Raw genomic sequence first — 18535 nt, forward strand, 5'->3', positions numbered from 1 at the left:
TAGGTTATTGTTTTTCTATTAATTTAAATTCTGCTTTGTATTGATTGCCTATTAGTTCGCACCATCCTATGATACAGTCTTTTAGCTTCTGCTTCTCCATGGCTATACATGCATATTTCTCTATTTTATCAGCTTGAAAATACTGATCTATAAAGAAGGTGTTTTCTCCTTGTATTTTATGTCGGATACAAATTTCACCCAATACTACATTGGGTAGTGTATATACAAATACAGCCGGACTGGCATTGTCGTCACCGGCTTCGTCTATAATCGTTTGGTGCCTGATATCCGTATGAAGCGATGAGCCTGCATTAGATAATAAGACGCCTATTTCTTCCGGTTTGTGACATCTACCCTTCAATAGATGTTCGGCAGCGACATATCCCAGTTTGCAAAGATCGTCCATTTTATAGAATTTCATATTGTTTTCGCCTAAGCTTTTGTAGGCTTCTCTTATAAATGAAGCAAAATCTTCATGAGAAGAGTTGAAAATCACTTCTCCGTTAAGAGTTATCTGATTCTTTTCAATAGAAAGAGTGGCAGAAGTGCGAATATTTATTGGCGATGATTCGGGATGAACTTTCTGATATTCGGGAAGGGTTAGCACAATAGCTGCATTGCATCCTCCAAAGCCGGAAGCAGTCTTCACGCAGTTTTTCATCTTTAAGGCTTGGTGGGTAGCATCTACAAGTACAGGCATCGAAACACCTGACTCTTCGTATCCTAAAGTTCCAAATAGCAGATCACTGTTTAGTTCATGCAGACTGATAATGGTTTCGATAACTCCTGATGCTCCCAACGTATGTCCAAAATAAGGCTTCAAACTATTGATGGGAGAGTCTTGGAGGTGTGCTAGATAAATGGCTTTAGCCTCCATTTCATCATTGTAGAGAGTTGCTGTTCCATGTGTGTTGGTGAAACTTATCTCTTCGGGCCCGACTCCAGCTTCGTGCATTGCATGCTGAATGGCCATAGACAATCCGTCGCCGGTTCGGGAAGGACCGGAAATATGGTTAGCGTCGTTGCTGATAGCACCACCCGACAGAATAACACTATTGGCTGTTTTTTCTGTTGTCAACAATACTGCTCCACAGGCCTCACCCAAGTTTAATCCATCGCGATGGGCATCGTAAGGTCTACAGTTCTTTTCACTGACAGACTTAAACGAGAGAAAACCACTGGTGATGAAATGTGAAAGAATATCTCCTCCGGCCACAACCACTTTCTTGTATACTCCACTTTCTATCAATCGTTTGGCTACAATTAAGGCTGATACTCCTGATATGCAGGCGTTAGAGATAACCTGTGCTTGGTTGGCTGCATGAAAATGTTGAGAAATTCTTTCTGCCATGTTCCAAAGGTAGATCTTTTCGTCTATTGTGTCGGTTTGTCGACTTAAAAGATCGATGTTTCCTTTCGTTGTGGAGAGAAGCAATCCACAGTCTTTCTCTTGCAGATTTATACTTGATTGCTCCAACACCTGAGTGATGGATAAAATGAACAGTTGCTCCAGGCAAGTATATTCTGTTACTTTGTATTGTAGGGCATATTTGCTTAGTCTCTCCTTATCAATGGTGGCAGCTAATATAGAATGATCCGCTATGCAACCCTCTTTTTGCAGTGCAATGCCACTTCGGTAGTTTCGGATGGCGTCCAGATTCTCCTGAGTACTAAACCCTAAAGAACTGATAATGGCATCTGCGGAGATGTATATGTCTAGATTATGTTCCATCTCTTTTTCCATGCCAAATAAAATGACGGGTTCACTAATTCCAGTTCTTTCTTTAAATTTAGAAAAACCTGAATGGTACTACCTGTTGCCACTATGCTCTCATCGCTGGCCCGGTATAAAGTGTATTCGAACTTAATCTTGGCAGCATCGCATGCAATATAGCGTGTTTCTATAACAACTTCCTCTCCAAAGGACAAAGGTTGTTTAAACTGGCATGTTAAGTCGACTATTGGTACCATATAACCTTGCTCGTAGATGCTCATATAGTCAAGCGCATAATGTTTTCCAAAAGATTCCCTACCGTCTTCAAAATAGCGGACGTATTCGCCATGCCATACAATTAGCATGGAATCTATTTCACTGAAACGAACTTTTATTGTGGTACGATCTGTCAGTGCTGCTTGGTGTTGGTCTGATTTACGCTTCATCTTTTTATTCTTTACTTAAAAATATCTTCATTCGACATTCGGCTATGACTTGGTTCTCAGAAGTAACTTGTGCTGCGACCAATGTGATGTCGAATACTTCTTGTACGACAGTTATCTTAGTAAAGAGTTCTTCGCCTGTCTTCGGCAATCTATGGATTTGTAATTTATCTACCGATCCAATATATCCCAAAGGGATGACCTCTTCTTTTTGAGTATATAGATAGCCTATTCGTACGGCAGCCGATTGTGCAATATGTTCTATGATTCCCGATTCTTGAAGTTCATCGTCTTTACAAAAAAGATTATCTGAAGTCACAGTCAGCCCGGTGTAAGAATCAGCCTCCTCTATGCCAAAGAACTTATCGACCATTACAATGGGAGAGCGTTGGGGAATCAACCGAAGTATGCCCTCGTGCTGAACGATTGCTTCTCTTTTCATCTCAATTTGCATTGCAGGATGCTATGACCCAACCCTAAATCATCAAATGTTTCCTTTACTTCTAATCCCGCTTCCCGGATGCAGCGTATCATATCATCGGAATGATACATTTTGCTATTGCCGTTTGCCATTGCTGTAAAATAAAGACTTATTTGGGCTAAGCAATAAGATGCTGTCTCAAATTTCTGGCGATCCCAGAATGTTTCCATAATGAAGAGACTGCTATTGCTATGCATCGATTGAGCAGCGCGTGTTAACAAGCTGGTCACTTCTTCTTCTGAGAAACAATCGAGAAACTGGCTCATCCAGATAACATCAAACCCTTTTGGGAAAGGTACAGACTTATCGAGTAAGTTTGCGCCATGACCGTGTATGCGATCGGCTCCCGGTTTTCCTTTAGTTTGTTGTTTCATCATCTCCAATTGTTGAGGTAAGTCCATGATTGTAACGTCAACCTCTTTGCTGTAGTCTACGCACTTCATGGCCCATCTTCCTGTATTTCCTCCAACATCCAACAAGGTCTTTGGCTGGTTGTTGAACACAATGCTTAGTGCTTGCTCGAAGGAACAATCTGAATAGTAATGATCAAAACCGAACCAACTCTTCTGAACGTTTTCAGGCAAGCTGGATAGTCCTTCATAAATAGTAGGCCATTCTCCAAAAACTTTTAATCCTTCGGGCCGCCCGTTTACCAATGCCTCTTCCAAATTATAAAGACCCAGATAATTCACATCGTGATTGAAGTCAATGTTTACTTGCGCCATTTTATCATTCAACAGAAACCATCCTGCTTTGGCTAGCATGTAAAGATCACCTTGAATAAGAACGGTTCCGATAGTTAAGGACGATTCGAGTAATACCTGTGCGGCATAGCGAGATAACTTTGTTTCTGTGCTAATTTCCTCTAAGGTTAATCCTTCTCTTCTCTCCGAAAGAAGGCGAAATATTCCGAATTTTAACATCAGGCGAGAAACTTGAAAAACGATAGGCCCAAAGGCTATCTCTTGTGCTAATCGCTGTGCCTGTAAGGCTGTCAGTTGCTCTTTTGTATATCGGTTTTGCAAAGATGGAGATAAATTCATCACAGTTAGGTGTTTTAGTTTGACGATTGCTTTTCGGCCTGTTTATTGTTTTTAGGTGCTTTCCAGAACGAGTAATAGTTAAACCATTGTTCCGGGTATTGTTTCACGATTTCTTCTAATGCATTCACATATTGTTCCAATAAAGCTTGCTCTGCTTTTTTCTCTTTGCTTCGTATTACTTTCTCTGCTAAAACGAAATGAAATCGATATGTTCGTTTCTTTTCTCTCATTGCAAAGTAAAAGACAACCGGAACATTCATGCGCGAAGCTAATAGAAATGGACCGATAGGGAACGAAGCCTGTTTACCAAGGAACGAACAGCTCAGAAGCTTCTCTTTATTTAGGTAGCGATCACCCTGAAAGCATACATATTCTTTTTTCTGCAGTGCTTCTGTTATTTGAAACACATGGGTCAGGTTATCTTCATTAACCGGAATCACTTTATAATCTTTCGTTGCGGAGCTTTCTTTCAACATCTTTTTGATTTTCTGATGTTCGGCATCGTACATCACGATATTTATTTTCTTTCCATATTCATCGAAAAAGGGAGCTCCAATTTCCCAGTTCCCCACGTGAGCACCTATCATAATAACTCCTTGATCGCTATTCAGAACATTCAGAAATTCAGGATAATGTTCAAACTTGAAGTGATATTTGCCTACCAAGCCGCTACTTATCGCTACTTTATCAATTAATATTTGTCCCAGACTGTAATAGTTGCAAAGTAGCATCCTGACGGCTCGGATTCGGCTATACTTTAATATATGGCGGGCATAAAACCATATATTCGCCGTTGCTTTAGGGGCGAAAGGTATAAAATAGAGAACAACGAGGCTAAGGAAAGTATAGGCCATGTTTATTCCCAGATACCTGATCAAATAAATGAAAAACAGGTATCCGAATGTTCCTCCTCTGGTCTTTCCTTTCCAAGTTGACATTATTTCGCTTCTTTTTCTTTTATGCGAGCAATCACCAAATCGTAGAAATCTTGAAATGTTTTAATTTCGGTAAAATCTTGTCCGGTTATGTTGAAACCGAAATTTTGTTCAACCAATACAACCATATCTACCAAATCCAAACTGTCAAGTTCTAATGTTTGCATCAACAGAGCTTCGGGTTGAATGACCTCTATATCTACCTCAAATTCTTCGGCCAATGTTGTTCTTATTTTCTCTATGATTTCTTCGTTAGTCATATTTTTATTCTATTAAAATTATAAATGCAGTTTCTTATGCTTTAATTTTACGTACAATTAATGTTGAGTTTGTTCCTCCAAACCCAAAAGAGTTAGACAGAAAAGCGTCAAACTCTATATCCACTCTTTGTGCTGGTATGTTTAAAAGGGAGGAAGCTTCGTCGGGTTCTTCAAAATTGAGGTTGGGGGCAATGAAGTTGTTGTTCATCATCAGGGTAGAGTAAATCACTTCGCTGGCTCCTGCCATCCACATTTCGTGTCCTGTCATTGACTTGGTTGAAGTGACATAGGGTTTGTATCCGTTAAAGACTTCGCTTATAGCTTTAGCCTCGTTCAGATCGCCTACAGGAGTAGAAGTGGCGTGTGCATTGATGTATTTAATCTCTTCCAGTGAGATGCCGGCATCTTTTATTGCGTTTTGCAATGATTTTCTTGGTCCGTCAACATTAGGTACGGATATATGATCTCCGTTTGAAGAGAAACCATAGCCTGTTACTTCTGCGAGGATAGGTGCTCCTCTCTTGATTGCTGATTCATAACTCTCCAGAACTAGGCTGGCTCCACCTCCACTGGGGACTAAACCGTCTCGTTTTTTATCAAAAGGTTTTGATGCTTTGCGAGGGTCTTCTTCCTGAGTAGAAAAAGCACTAAGTCCATCAAAACTACCTACAGCGTAGGGGTTAACTTCTTGTGCTCCTCCACATAAGATACAATCTTGGTATCCTAGCTTGATGAGTAGATACCCAATACCGATAGCATGCGAACCACTGGCACAGGCTCCTGCAATAGTAAAGTTAATTCCTCTTAGTTTGAAGATGACCGAAAGATTCATTGTCACGGTAGAGTTCATGGATTGAAAAATAGAGGCGGAACCTACCAATGCTGTATTTTTTTTCTCTCTGATAATATCTACTGCATTAATAACGGGAGATGTGCTGCTGTCGTTGCCATATAAAATACCAACATCATTTTTTTCAAGAAAAGCTTCATCTATGCCAGCGTTTTTGAAGGCTTCAACAGTAGCCATATAGGCATACTCTCCCTGTTCCGGTAGGCAGTGTCGCTTTCTGCGGTCTAGTAATTTTTTGAGATCAGGGCGCTCCAGTATGCCTGTGAGAGAAGAAAAATATCCCATATCCTTACGTATCGGGTCGATTCCAATGCCTGATTTGCCGTTATATAGAGCCTCTTTTACCTCGTCCAGATTCTTTCCGATGCACGAATAGATCCCCATTCCTGTTATAACTACTCTTCTCATTCTTTCTTTTGAATTATATCGTGTTAGGTATATAAGCCTCCATTAATTGAAATTACCTCTCCTGTGATGTAAGCTGCTTGCTTTGAAGCAAGGAAGCCAACTAAGTCGGCTACTTCTTCTGCCTTTCCAAAACGTCCCATAGGAACCACCTTCTTTAAATCAGATTCATCGAGATCATGCGTCATGTCTGTGCTGATGAAGCCTGGTGCAACAGCATTTACGGTGACGTTTTTTCTTGCAACTTCTTGTGATAAGGCCTTAGTGCCGGCAATTATTCCCCCTTTGGCGGCAGAATAATTCACTTGTCCCGGCATTCCTTTAATGCCCGAAAGGGAGACTATATTAATGATTCGGCCATATTTTCGGATAAGCATATTTTTTAGTAAGGATTGTGTAACGAAGAAGAATCCGTCTAATCCGGTATTTACCACATTATGCCAATCATCTTCGGGCATCCATATCATGAGATTATCTTTTCTGACGCCTGCATTGTTGACAAGAACTTCTATGTATTCTCCCGAATGCTCGGCATTCCACTGATCCAGTACTTGATTGGTTTCTACTGAATCTGCAACGTTAAATTTTAAAAGCTCCCCATCTGAACCCAGCTGACGGACCTTTTCTAAGGTTATCATTGCTTCGTTCTCATTGGATTGGTAGTTAATGAGGATATAGTATCCCATGCTCGATAGCTTGCAACAGATAGCTCGCCCGATGCCACGGCTACCTCCGGTGACTAGTGCGTATTTCATTATTTCTTTAAGTAATTGATTGTTTTCTCTATTTGAGGATAGAGCACGGCATCTTCCTTAAATGCGGGGAAGAATGTACGGATCTCCTCGTATACTTTTCTGGAACGTTCACTTAAGTTCTGTTTCATTTCCAGACAATCTACCGCTTGAACGATGCTCATAAACAGAATAGCCATTACCTGATAAGAGTTTTCTATCACTGTTTTAGTTAGTAAGGCTGAATTGGTGCCCATACTTACAATGTCTTGATTGTCATTGTTGTTCGGGATGCTATGCACATACATTGGGTTTGAAAGTGTCTGGCATTCGGCAGTCGTTGAAGTAGCAGTGAATTGTGCCGCTTGCAATCCGTAGTTTAACCCTAACACTCCCATGTTGAGAAAAGGAGGAAGTATGCCGTTGATGCGATCATGATATAGGTAGTTAATCTGCCGTTCGCTGAGCATCGTTAGTTTAGTGATTGCTATTTTTAGTTTATCCATTTCAAAGGAGACGTAATCTCCATGGAAGTTTCCTCCGTGGTAGATGTTTTGCGTTTCCGGATCGACGATAGGATTATCGCAAGCTGAATTTATTTCGTTCATTAGCACACTCTCGGCAGAACTAAGTTCATCGTATATCGGACCAAGTATCTGTGGAGTACAGCGAAGTGAATAGTAAGGCTGCACTTTATGTTTAAATATTTTCTCTTGATGAGGCTCTTTGTTATATAACTCATCTTCTCTTTGGCGCATGCAACTACTGCCAGTGGCCCATTCTCTCATAGCTTTGGCTATTTCTTGTTGCCCTTTGTGATGCTTGGCGTCATTCAAAGGTTGAGACATAAAATCGTCATACGAAGAGGCAATCTCATTCATCATTACGGAAGCAGCAATGGACCAATGAAGTAGTTTTTGTGCGTAAATAAGATTCACGATTCCAATGCCGGTCATCACTGAGGTGCCGTTCGTTACAGACAAACCTTCACGGATATGCATAGAGAATGGCTTTAAATTGTTCTCTTTTAGTACAGCGGCAGTTTCACGTCTTTCTCCCTGATAGATCACTTCTCCTTCACCGATAAGCGTTAGTGCGATGTGCGCTAGTTGGACCAAATCACCACTAGCTCCTACACTTCCATGTTCGGGAACGAGTGGACAGATATTGTGGTTGATAAATTCAGAGAGAAGTAATACTAGTTCTTTGTGTACTCCTGATTTTCCCTGAAGAAAAGTATAAAGTCTGGCAATCATGGCTGCTTTTACGTAAAGTTCAGGCAATGGTTTTCCTGCTCCGGTAGAATGGCTTCTTATAATATTGTATTGCAATTCTGTCAGATGTTTATCTTCTATTCGATATTGGGCCATTGGACCAAATCCCGTGTTGATGCCATAGATAATTTTATCGCTTACAAAAGATTGTAAGAAGTTGAAACTCCTTTCAACTTTTTGTATGCTTTCGTCTGAAAGTACTAGTTTTTCTTCTTTAAACAGAAGTTTATAAAGTGATTCTAAATTGATGGTTTCGCTGGTTCTCATTTACAGTTTCTTAGAGACGTTTGTGTCCTTAATTATTCTACAAAGATAGATAATTTATTTATATGTTGTCCGTTCGTCTAGATGAAACTTCTTTTTGTTCATATTGTTGTAATGCTGATTTCCTTTGTAGATCGAGTATTGAACGTAATTTAGAATGCAGCGCCGATGTATTATTATGTATGTGTGTATTTGCTCATAATTGTTGCTTTATAAATGTTCTGTGTTACATGTTAGCGGTTGGCATTCTGCCGTCCCGCTAATTCTGTTGGAGTATAGCCAAACTGCTTTTTAAATGCATATGAAAAATGTGATAGATTTTCAAATCCCACTTCGTAACAAACATCGATTGGTTTCTTTTTCTTTTCAATAAACTGGTAGTGAGCCAACTCCAACCGCTTTTTTGTGAGCCACCTTTGTGGCGTGGTGTCGAACGCTTTACCAAAATCTCGTTTGAAAGTTGTAAGGCTACGGCCCGTCAAATAGCTGAATTTTTCCAAAGGTAAGTTGAACATAAAGTTTTTCTCCATATAGTTGACTAAATCAATTTTACCTGGTTCTTCAAAGTTTGATAAAACATCATCTATCCCTTTATCAATAGCTCTAAGAATACTTATGGCTTCTGTTATCTTCAGCGAAGCAATATTTTCCGGAAGATTCTTCATTCCAAAGTATGGAATCAGTGAAGAAATACAACTTTCCAATAAAGGGTGGTTGTTGTAGCAAAGGATTTTTTGTGATGACAAAGCTTTAGGCTTTACATCCAGATTTGCGTAAAAATCTCTTAGCCTCGGTGTGGACAAGTGCATCACCACTGTTTTGTGTGGCTGACCATCTTTTGGATAATTAATAATTGTAGCCAATTGATTTCTTGGGATCAAAAAAATATCACCTTTCTTAAAGAGGTAAGTGGTATCAGCTTGTACGATTTTGGTTTCTCCAGAAATAAACCAAACCAGCATGTGGTGATCGAACATGATGTCCGACTTGAAAAACTTGTCCTCAAAGCAGGAAAGTTTAATGTCGTCTGTTATATACTTTGCTTTATATTCCATGCCGATTTTTATACGTTTCATACAATTAATAAATATCAAACAATATACCAGTTAATTTTTCACTCAATTTCCACAGTCGTTTGGCATTGATTTCGTCTAAAGAATACATTTTTACGCCATTGGATATGGACGATCCCGTAACTAATTCTGCAATATCTCCATCTTCACAATATACGCCTCCGATAGTATTAAGCATAGGACTGGTGGCACACCAAACTGTGGTGGCTGCACCTTGTGGGATTGTTTTCAATGACATTGCTATTTCTGGCAACATATTGCCTTCTGCATCGCAAAATCCCATTTGCTGAAATAACTCCAGCGGAGCCTCTCTTCCCAATTCCGTTCCCCCTATAGAACCCGGATGTACAGCATACGTTCTTACATTGAATGTTTTGCCTCGATTGTCTAATTCAAGTGAAAACAAATTAACCGCAGTTTTTGATTGCCCGTAACCTTGTAAAGTTGCATATTCCCTATTCCTAAAGTTGGGGTCGTCAAAATCGAATGATGCGAACTGATGCCCTTGCGAGGATACATTAATAACTCTTGCACCATTGGCCTTTTTAAGGGCGGGCCATAGTCTAGCCGTAAGCTGAAACTGTGCTAAGTAATTTGTCGATAATTGTGATTCAATGCCACGGCTGTCTCTACGTAGCGGAACCCACATAATACCCGCATTGTTGACCAACAAATGAAGTGGTCTGCCCGATGCTAAGAATTTTCTTGCGAACGCATCAATAGAATCAAGATTCATTAAGTCCATTGTTTCCAATTCTACATTGATGGTATCTTGCAGGTTTTTCTTTGCCTTTTCTATATCCCTTGCGGGAACGATTATTGTTGCTCCTGCTGCCGCGAGTGTTTTGGTTGTTTCCAATCCGATGCCCGTGTTACCACCTGTTACGATTGCTATTTTTCCGGTAAGATCAATGCCCTTGATTACATCACTGGCTGTTGATGAGGCGTTAAATCCAGAGCCTATCGGTCTCTGCAACGCTCCTTGATAATTATTCTGTTCCATTTTTATTAATTTTAATATTGTTGGAACAAAAGTAACTAGAATGTTTCTTGGTAGCTTTGTTCAATCGTCCGAAGTTGCTTTGTTCAGAAGGTCGATTAATCTTTGCTTATATTTTTATTCTGAAGTGCTACTATGATTATAGCTGTACTTCTAATTTATTTGATGTATGATGAATTCTGAATATAAAAAAAGTGGTAATCCCAATTAGAAACTACCACTTTTTTGCGTCTATTATTACTATTCCATAATGCTTTTTATTTGGAATATTAGTATATTCATTCTCTCTCTGGAGGCGTAATGGTTTCGAATATCTCAAATAATTCCTTTACTGTTTCGGTGCGAAGCATCGCAATACGTGTTTCACGGAAGTTGGGGATACCTTTAAATAAAGGAGTAGCGGCCAAATGGCGACGGATGTGAACGATTCCTCGCCGTTCATCCAGTCGAGCAACACTGCTCAGTACTTCTTCGCGGAGTACTTGCATCTTCCACTCAAAAGAGAGAGGTGGAAGCTCTTCTCCTGTTTCCAAGTAGTGTTTCACCTCTTTAAATATCCATGGGCGGCCGATGCTTCCACGACCGATCATTACGGCATCTACTCCGTAACGCTCGAAACACTCCTTTACGCGTTGAGGGGATGTTACATCGCCATTGCCGATGATGGGAATGTGCATGCGGGGATTGTTTTTCACCTCACCTATCAAATTCCAGTCCGCTTCGCCCGTGTACATCTGGGCACGAGTGCGCCCGTGAATGGTTAGCGCAGCAATGCCACAGTCTTGTAGTTGTTCTGCCAACTCCACAATGATCTTGTTATCTGCATCCCAGCCAAGGCGTGTTTTAACGGTAACAGGGATCTTTACAGCTTCTACAACGGCACGCGTTATTTCCAGCATCTTTGGCACGTTCTGCAACATACCCGAACCGGCTCCTTTACCCGCTACCTTCTTTACCGGACAGCCAAAATTGATATCGAGAATATTTGGATTGGCTTCTTCCACGATGCGGGCAGCATCTACCATTGCATCGGTTTCCCTTCCATATATCTGAATGGCAACGGGGCGTTCTTCGTCACAAATGGTGAGTTTTTCGGTTGTTTTGTTCACGTAACGTATCAGCGCATCGCTCGAGATAAACTCGGTATATACCATGTCGGCACCGAATTTCTTGCACATTAAGCGGAAGGCCGGGTCGGTCACGTCCTCCATTGGTGCGAGAAATACAGGTTGATTGCCTAATTCTATGTTCCCTATTTTCATAATCTACAGTTGTTTAGGTTACAAAAATACGGAAAAAAGCCTACCTTTGCGCAGTTAAGTTCTAAGTTTTGAGCAGCAGATGCTGCTTTGCCCTTTATCTAGGGAGGTAGCGGTAGGTGTTAAAAACTTCAGAACCGGTATTTAATTAATTATTCAAAATGATAAAAGACTTCGAAATAATGGCTCCTGTCGGTTCGCGGGAGTCTCTTGCCGCTGCTATTCAGGCAGGAGCAGACTCAATCTACTTTGGTATTGAAAATCTGAATATGCGTTCGCGCTCATCGAATACGTTTACCGTAGAAGACTTGCGTGAGATAGCCAAAACATGCGATGAACACGCAATGAAGAGTTACCTCACTGTCAACACAATTATCTATGATAACGACTTGACGTTGATGCGTACCATTGTTGATGCGGCTAAAGAAGCCGGTATTTCGGCTGTGATTGCTGCAGATGTGGCTGTGATGAACTATGCCCGTACGATAGGACAGGAGGTGCATCTCTCTACTCAGTTGAATATCTCGAATGTGGAGGCTTTGAAGTTCTATGCACTCTTCGCTGACGTGGTAGTACTTGCTCGTGAGCTTAGTCTTGATCAGGTGGCGGAAATCTATCAACAGATAAAAGAAGAGAATATCTGTGGCCCTAATGGCGAACTGATTCGCATTGAGATGTTTTGTCACGGGGCGCTTTGTATGGCGGTATCGGGCAAATGTTATCTATCTCTGCACGAGATGAACAGTTCAGCGAATCGAGGTGCCTGCACACAGGCATGCCGACGTGCATACACCGTGCGTGATAAGGATACCGGTGTGGAGTTAGATGTAGACAACCAGTACATTATGTCGCCCAAAGACTTAAAAACCATTCATTTCATGAACAAGATGATGGATGCAGGAGTGCGGGTGTTTAAGATAGAAGGACGTGCTCGCGGACCGGAATATGTGCGTACGGTGGTGAAATGCTATAAGGAGGCTGTTGCGGCTTGCTTGGAAGATACTTTCACTGACGAGAAAATTGCAGCATGGGATGAGCGGCTGAAGACTGTCTTTAACCGTGGCTTTTGGGATGGATATTACATGGGACAACGCTTGGGCGAGTGGAGTAAGAATTACGGCTCAGAAGCTACTGAGAAGAAAGTATATGTAGGTAAGGGAATCCGTTATTTCAGTAATATTGGTGTGGCGGAATTTCTCGTGGAAGCTACCGATGTGAAAGTTGGTGATAAGTTATTAATAACTGGTCCTACTACCGGTGCCGTGTTTACTACGCTGGAGGAAGCCCGTGTTGATTTGAAACCTGTAGATGTGATAAAGCAGGGTGAACACTTTTCATTCAAACTCACCGATAAAATTCGTCCGAGCGATAAACTCTTCAAGCTAGTTTCTACAGAGGAACTGAAAGCTGCCAAGAAGAAAAAGGATGCATTGTTATAGATCTCATATATTATCATGAATAAATACATTTATGAATTAACCTTGAAAGTACGTGATTATGAATGCGACTTGCAGGGGATAGTCAATAATGCTAATTATCAGCATTATTTGGAGCATACACGTCATGAATTTCTAGTTTCTATAGGTGTAAGCTTTGCCGGTTTACATGAGCAAGGTGTTGACCCGGTGGTGGCACGCATCAATATCTCATTTAAAACTCCACTAAAGAGTGGAGACGAGTTTATTTCTAAACTCTACCTCAAAAAGGAGGGTATTAAGTATGTGTTCTACCAAGATATTTTCCGAAAGAGCGATAGTAAGGTGGTGGTTAAGGCATCGGTAGAAACGGTATGCCTTGTCAATGGGCGCCTTACTCAGAGCGAACTTTTCGATCGTGTCTTTACTCCATATCTGTCAGAATAATGAGCGATGACGAATGTATTTATAGCATAGCACTGACGCAAGTACCGGGCATTGGCCCGATATGGGGCAGAAACCTTATCAATGCTGTAGGAGACGCCGTTAGCGTTTTTAAACGACGGACTGAACTACCACAATTAATGAAAGGAGCTACCATGCGTGTTGTTGAAGCCTTGGATTGTCCGGAGGCTTTGCAACGTGCGGAGAAAGAATATGAATTCGTAGTTAAGAATCATATTCAGTGTCTAACGATTAATGAGGAAACATATCCCGTTCGTATGCGCGAGTGTGATGATGCTCCCATTGTCCTTTTTTATAGGGGAAGTGCAGAACTCAATGCTTTGCGGACGATAAACATGGTAGGTACCCGGAATGCTACTGATTACGGGAAGCAGATTTGCCTTCGTTTCCTCAATGAATTGAGAGAGCTGGTGCCGGATGTACTTGTTGTGAGCGGTTTAGCTTATGGCATCGACATTCATGCACATCGGGCGGCCTTGGCCAATAATCTGCCTACTGTAGGCGTCTTAGCTCATGGACTCGATCGCATCTATCCTTCCGTGCACAGGAAAACAGCTGTTGATATGTTAGCCAATGGTGGATTACTTACGGAGTTTCTCACGGAAACGAATCCTGATAAGCATAATTTTGTGAGTCGTAATCGTATTGTGGCGGGTATTTCCGATGCTACCATTGTTGTAGAGTCTGCTGCAAAAGGTGGATCACTTATTACTGCGGATATCGCAGAAAGTTATCATCGAGATTGTTTTGCTTTTCCCGGCCGGGTGAGTGATGAGTATTCGAAAGGGTGCAATCAATTGATTCGAGATAATAAAGCAACACTTATTCAGTCGGCTGAAGACTTTGTGCGTGCGATGTGTTGGGACGCAGAGTCGCAATCAAAGAAGATCGAAGGTGTCCAACGAGTTCTTTTTCCTGATCTGAGTGATGAAGAGCAAGCGATTGTTTCTATCTTGGAGAAGGGAGATCAGCAAATAAATAACTTGGTAGTGGTTACTAATATTCCGGTGCACAAGATAAATGCGATTTTGTTTGAACTTGAAATGAAAGGCGTTGTGCGTGTACTTGCAGGAGGTATGTATCAGCTACTTGGGTAATGGGCAAAAAAAAAGGAGTCACGCCTGACTCCAACCTTTGTTAACCTTAAATCTAATACTATGAAAAACACACTGCAAATATAAGGGCTCTTGACCATCCCTCCAAATAATCGCATCTTGTTCTCCACTCTTTTAATCTTATTTCACGAATATTTAGTGTTTCCGTGCACGGAATATCTTTTTGACTCATTATCGTTAACAATGCTTTCATATAGTCGCAGTTGAATGCTTCTGATTTTGTTTGCGTTTTAGATGAGGGAATAAATAAAAAATCCTCTGCCGTTTCCGGTAGAGGATTTTTCTATGAATGTGTTTAAATCAGCTTTTAGTCTTTTAACTTAGCAACGATAAAGTCACGATTCAAACGGGCTATGTTACTGATTGAAATATTCTTTGGACACTCAGCCTCACAAGCACGTGTGTTGGTACAGTTACCAAAGCCCAGTTCATCCATTTTTGAAACCATTGCTTTAGCACGACGTGCAGCTTCTATCTTTCCTTGTGGAAGAAGAGACAGTTGGCTTACTTTGGCAGAGACAAACAGCATGGCAGATCCGTTTTTGCATGCAGCGACACAAGCGCCACAGCCAATGCATGAAGCTGAATCCATTGCTTCGTCAGCGATCTCTTTTGAAATCAGGATAGCATTGGCGTCTTGAGGAGCACCGGTATTGATATTTACATATCCACCTGCCTGTATGATCTTATCAAAAGCAGTGCGGTCTACCATTAAGTCGCGAATAACCGGGAAACCGGCAGAACGCCATGGCTCTACAGTGATCGTGTCACCATCATTGAAGCGACGCATATACATCTGGCAAGTAGTAGCACCTGTTGCTGGCCCGTGGGGATGCCCATTGATGTAAAGAGAGCACATACCGCAGATACCCTCGCGGCAATCATGATCGAATACAATTGGTTCTTTCCCTCCGTTGATCAGATCTTCGTTAAGGATGTCGAGCATTTCAAGAAATGAAGTATCTCCGGAAATGTCTTTCATTGGGTATGTTTCAAAAGCACCTTTTGCTTTAGGGCCTTTTTGGCGCCATACTTTAAGCGTGAATGATATATTTTTTTCCATTGTCTATTATGCTTTATAGTTACGGGTTTGTACCTTCACAAACTGATAATTCAAATCTTCCTTAATCAATTCCGGTTCAGAATCTTCGCCTTTATATTTCCAGCAAGCTACATAAGAGAAGTTTGCATCATCACGGAGAGCTTCGCCTTCCGGAGTTTGATATTCTTCGCGGAAGTGACCACCGCAAGATTCCTCACGATTCAGCCCGTCAACAGCCATCAACATACCTACTTCAATAAAGTCTGCCAAGCGAAGTGCTTTTTCCAGTTCTACGTTCAGTTCGTTTACATCTCCCGGAATGCGTACATTCGCCCAGAAGTCTTTCTTCACTTCTTTAATTCCATCAATCGCTTTCTGCAAAGACTCTTTTGTGCGGGCCATGCCTACAAAGTCCCACATGATGTGACCTAATTTTTTGTGAATAGAATCTACTGAATGTTTACCATTAACAGCTTTGATCTTGTTGATTTTCTCGGTAACAGCTTTCTCTGTTTCTACGAATTCAGGTAGATCAGTAGAAAAACGAGGAACCTGAATTTGGTCAGCAAGATAGTTTTGAATAGTAAAAGGCAATACGAAATATCCGTCGGCTAAACCCTGCATCAAAGCAGAAGCACCTAGGCGGTTAGCGCCATGATCGGAGAAATTACATTCGCCAATAGCAAATAGACCGGGAACGGAAGTCATCAATTCATAGTCAACCCAGATGCCACCCATTGTGTAGTGAATAGCGGGGAAGATCATCATTGGTGATTTATAAGGATTTTCGTCAGAGATCTCCTCGTACATATCGAATAAGTTGCCGTAACGAGCACGAACAACATCTTCGCCCAAGCGATCAATGGCGTATTTAAAGTCTAGGAATACAGCTAAACCAGTGTTGTTTACACCGAAGCCTGCATCACAGCGTTCTTTGGCTGCACGAGATGCAACGTCACGAGGTACAAGGTTACCAAAAGCAGGGTAGCGGCGTTCCAGGTAGAAATCACGATCTTCATCCGGCACGTCTGTTGCTTTCTTCGTTCCTGCTTGAATAGCTTTGGCATCTTCCAATTTTTTAGGAACCCAAATACGACCATCATTACGAAGTGATTCAGACATCAGTGTTAACTTAGACTGTTTATCACCGTGAACAGGAATACATGTAGGGTGAATCTGTGCGTAGCAAGGGTTAGCGAAATAAGCCCCTTTTTTGTAGCATTGAATAGTTACGGATGCGTTAGAACCCATAGCGTTTGTTGAAAGGAAGAATGCATTTCCATAACCGCCTGTACCAATAACTACTGCATGGGCAGCAAAGCGTTCAATCTCTCCGGTAACCAGATTGCGGGTAATAATACCACGAGCACGACCATCAATAACTACAAGGTCAAGCATTTCGTAGCGGGTATATAGTTTTACGTTTCCTTTGTGTACTTGGCGGCTGAGTGCAGAGTAGGCACCTAGCAGTAATTGCTGGCCTGTCTGTCCTTTTGCGTAGAATGTACGAGATACTTGAGCGCCACCGAAAGAGCGGTTATCAAGTGTGCCACCGTAGTCGCGGGCAAAAGGAACACCTTGTGCCACACATTGATCGATGATAGCATTGGATACTTCAGCCAAGCGGTATACATTAGCTTCACGTGCGCGGTAGTCACCACCTTTTATAGTGTCATAGAACAAGCGGTATACAGAGTCACCATCATTCTGATAATTTTTAGCAGCGTTGATGCCACCTTGTGCTGCAATAGAGTGAGCACGGCGAGGAGAGTCTTGAATGCAGAAGTTAAATACTTTGAAGCCCATTTCACCTAATGAGGCGGCAGCAGAGGCGCCCGCTAAACCGGTACCTACAACGATAATGTCAAGTCGGCGTTTGTTGGCTGGGTTAACAAGTTTCTGATGAGCTTTATAGTTACTCCATTTCTCAGCCAATTGGCCTTCAGGAATCTTTGAATCTATCTTAGTCATAATGCTTTAACAATTTAATGAGTTACAATTTTCTATTACTACAAAGCTCCGCACATCAACGACTTAACGAAGAATACGATAACTACCAGAGCGAAACCGCCAACAATAACTGTTGAATAGATATTGGAAACAAGCTTCCAACGTTCGAACCAGATTTTATTGTTCAAGCCTATGGTTTGCAATGAACTCCAGAACCCATGAGTTAGATGAAACCAAAGTGCACCTAACCAAACGAGGTAAAGAGCTACAAATACCGGGCTGCTGAATGTCTCTCTGATTAGAGCTGCACCATCCTGAGGGTCAACATTAGGAAGTACATTGGTAAGCTCATTAAATTGCATTTTGTACCAGAAGTTAGCAAAGTGTAGTCCCAGTCCGGCAATAATGATAATACCCAGAACAAGCATGTTTTGTGAAGCCCATTCTACCGATTTAGGCTTGTCTACTACAGCATAGCGTTCGCTACCACGTGCTTTTCGGTTTTGTATTGTTAGCCAAAAGGCATAAACAATATGGACTACGAATAGGGCCGCCAATCCTGTTGTAGCAACTAAAGCATACCAGTTTGCTCCAAGGAACTCACAAACCACGTTGTAAGCATCTCCACTGATGATTGCAACAAGATTCATCGCCATGTGAAACGTCAGAAATAGGATAAGGGCAAGTCCTGTAATGCTCATCACCACTTTCCTTCCTACAGATGAATTACTTAACCACATAAATGATCGATTTTAAATTATTTAATTGTTAGAACTATAATTTTATTGCGCCTGTTTTTTTATTACGCAAAAGTAA

The 18535-nt window shown here is 41.4% G+C and carries 18 protein-coding genes; 3 read left to right on the forward strand and 15 right to left on the reverse strand.

The window, feature by feature from the left end:
• Positions 1–4: 4 nt before the first annotated feature.
• The 12 genes from BQ5338_RS15250 to dusB all read right to left on the reverse strand — a co-directional run bounded on the left by BQ5338_RS15250 (position 5) and on the right by dusB (position 11735).
• Complete coding sequence (locus BQ5338_RS15250) at positions 5–1732, reverse strand: beta-ketoacyl synthase N-terminal-like domain-containing protein (RefSeq protein ID WP_071147932.1); 1728 nt, start codon at positions 1730–1732, stop codon at positions 5–7.
• Positions 1717–2160, reverse strand: coding sequence for an acyl-CoA thioesterase (locus BQ5338_RS15255; protein ID WP_071147630.1), 444 nt, complete (start codon positions 2158–2160; stop codon positions 1717–1719). Before BQ5338_RS15255 ends, BQ5338_RS15250 begins: the two co-directional genes overlap by 16 nt.
• A gap of 4 nt (positions 2161–2164) precedes the next feature.
• Positions 2165–2599: a hotdog family protein gene (locus BQ5338_RS15260; RefSeq protein WP_071147931.1), complete on the reverse strand. Its 435-nt coding sequence runs from the start codon at positions 2597–2599 to the stop codon at positions 2165–2167.
• Positions 2596–3681: a FlxJ family methyltransferase gene (locus tag BQ5338_RS15265; RefSeq protein WP_071147631.1), complete on the reverse strand. Its 1086-nt coding sequence runs from the start codon at positions 3679–3681 to the stop codon at positions 2596–2598. Before BQ5338_RS15265 ends, BQ5338_RS15260 begins: the two co-directional genes overlap by 4 nt.
• Before the next feature lie 14 nt (positions 3682–3695).
• Positions 3696–4619 carry an LpxL/LpxP family acyltransferase gene (locus tag BQ5338_RS15270; RefSeq protein WP_071147632.1) on the reverse strand — a complete coding sequence of 308 codons (924 nt, stop codon included), beginning with the start codon at positions 4617–4619 and terminating at the stop codon, positions 3696–3698.
• Positions 4619–4876 (reverse strand): acyl carrier protein, encoded by a 258-nt coding sequence (locus BQ5338_RS15275; RefSeq protein WP_071147633.1) that lies wholly within the window; start codon positions 4874–4876, stop codon positions 4619–4621. The genes BQ5338_RS15270 and BQ5338_RS15275 overlap by 1 nt, the downstream gene beginning before the upstream one ends.
• 34 nt (positions 4877–4910) lie before the next feature.
• A complete protein-coding gene (locus BQ5338_RS15280; protein WP_071147634.1) occupies positions 4911–6134 on the reverse strand; it encodes a beta-ketoacyl-[acyl-carrier-protein] synthase family protein in 1224 nt (407 codons plus the stop codon).
• 23 nt (positions 6135–6157) lie between these two features.
• A complete protein-coding gene (gene fabG, locus BQ5338_RS15285) occupies positions 6158–6886 on the reverse strand; it encodes a flexirubin biosynthesis SDR family reductase FlxB (RefSeq protein ID WP_071147635.1) in 729 nt (242 codons plus the stop codon).
• Positions 6886–8403, reverse strand: a complete 1518-nt coding sequence (locus BQ5338_RS15290; RefSeq protein WP_071147636.1) for a flexirubin biosynthesis tyrosine ammonia-lyase FlxA — start codon at positions 8401–8403, stop codon at positions 6886–6888. The genes fabG and BQ5338_RS15290 overlap by 1 nt, the downstream gene beginning before the upstream one ends.
• Positions 8404–8633: 230 nt before the next feature.
• Positions 8634–9476 (reverse strand): helix-turn-helix domain-containing protein, encoded by an 843-nt coding sequence (locus BQ5338_RS15295; RefSeq protein ID WP_205409950.1) that lies wholly within the window; start codon positions 9474–9476, stop codon positions 8634–8636.
• 4 nt (positions 9477–9480) lie between these two features.
• Positions 9481–10476, reverse strand: a complete 996-nt coding sequence (locus BQ5338_RS15300) for an SDR family NAD(P)-dependent oxidoreductase (protein ID WP_071147637.1) — start codon at positions 10474–10476, stop codon at positions 9481–9483.
• Positions 10477–10751: 275 nt separating this feature from the next.
• Entirely contained in the window at positions 10752–11735 is a 984-nt protein-coding gene (gene dusB / locus BQ5338_RS15305) for a tRNA dihydrouridine synthase DusB (protein ID WP_071147638.1), read from the reverse strand.
• 179 nt (positions 11736–11914) lie between these two features.
• Between dusB and BQ5338_RS15310 the strand changes: the two genes are divergently transcribed.
• Genes BQ5338_RS15310 through dprA form a run of 3 tightly spaced genes read left to right on the forward strand, consistent with a single transcriptional unit; the run spans position 11915 to position 14709 of the window.
• Positions 11915–13171 carry a peptidase U32 family protein gene (locus BQ5338_RS15310; protein ID WP_071147934.1) on the forward strand — a complete coding sequence of 419 codons (1257 nt, stop codon included), beginning with the start codon at positions 11915–11917 and terminating at the stop codon, positions 13169–13171.
• A 15-nt stretch (positions 13172–13186) separates the two neighbouring features.
• Positions 13187–13594 (forward strand): acyl-CoA thioesterase, encoded by a 408-nt coding sequence (locus BQ5338_RS15315; RefSeq protein WP_071147639.1) that lies wholly within the window; start codon positions 13187–13189, stop codon positions 13592–13594.
• A complete protein-coding gene (gene dprA / locus BQ5338_RS15320; RefSeq protein ID WP_071147935.1) occupies positions 13591–14709 on the forward strand; it encodes a DNA-processing protein DprA in 1119 nt (372 codons plus the stop codon). Before BQ5338_RS15315 ends, dprA begins: the two co-directional genes overlap by 4 nt.
• A 325-nt stretch (positions 14710–15034) precedes the next feature.
• Here the strand turns inward: dprA and BQ5338_RS15325 are convergent, their stop codons facing one another.
• From BQ5338_RS15325 to BQ5338_RS15335, 3 genes are read right to left on the reverse strand one after another with little or no spacing between them, the layout of a single operon-like run.
• On the reverse strand, positions 15035–15790 hold the full coding sequence (locus BQ5338_RS15325; protein ID WP_071147640.1) for a succinate dehydrogenase/fumarate reductase iron-sulfur subunit: 756 nt from the start codon (positions 15788–15790) through the stop codon (positions 15035–15037).
• Between the two features lie 6 nt (positions 15791–15796).
• On the reverse strand, positions 15797–17740 hold the full coding sequence (locus BQ5338_RS15330; protein WP_071147641.1) for a fumarate reductase/succinate dehydrogenase flavoprotein subunit: 1944 nt from the start codon (positions 17738–17740) through the stop codon (positions 15797–15799).
• 38 nt (positions 17741–17778) lie between these two features.
• Positions 17779–18459 (reverse strand): succinate dehydrogenase/fumarate reductase cytochrome b subunit, encoded by a 681-nt coding sequence (locus tag BQ5338_RS15335; RefSeq protein ID WP_071147642.1) that lies wholly within the window; start codon positions 18457–18459, stop codon positions 17779–17781.
• Positions 18460–18535: the final 76 nt, after the last annotated feature.

It is taken from the genome of Bacteroides ihuae (assembly GCF_900104585.1).
GTDB lineage: Bacteria > Bacteroidota > Bacteroidia > Bacteroidales > Bacteroidaceae > Bacteroides > Bacteroides ihuae.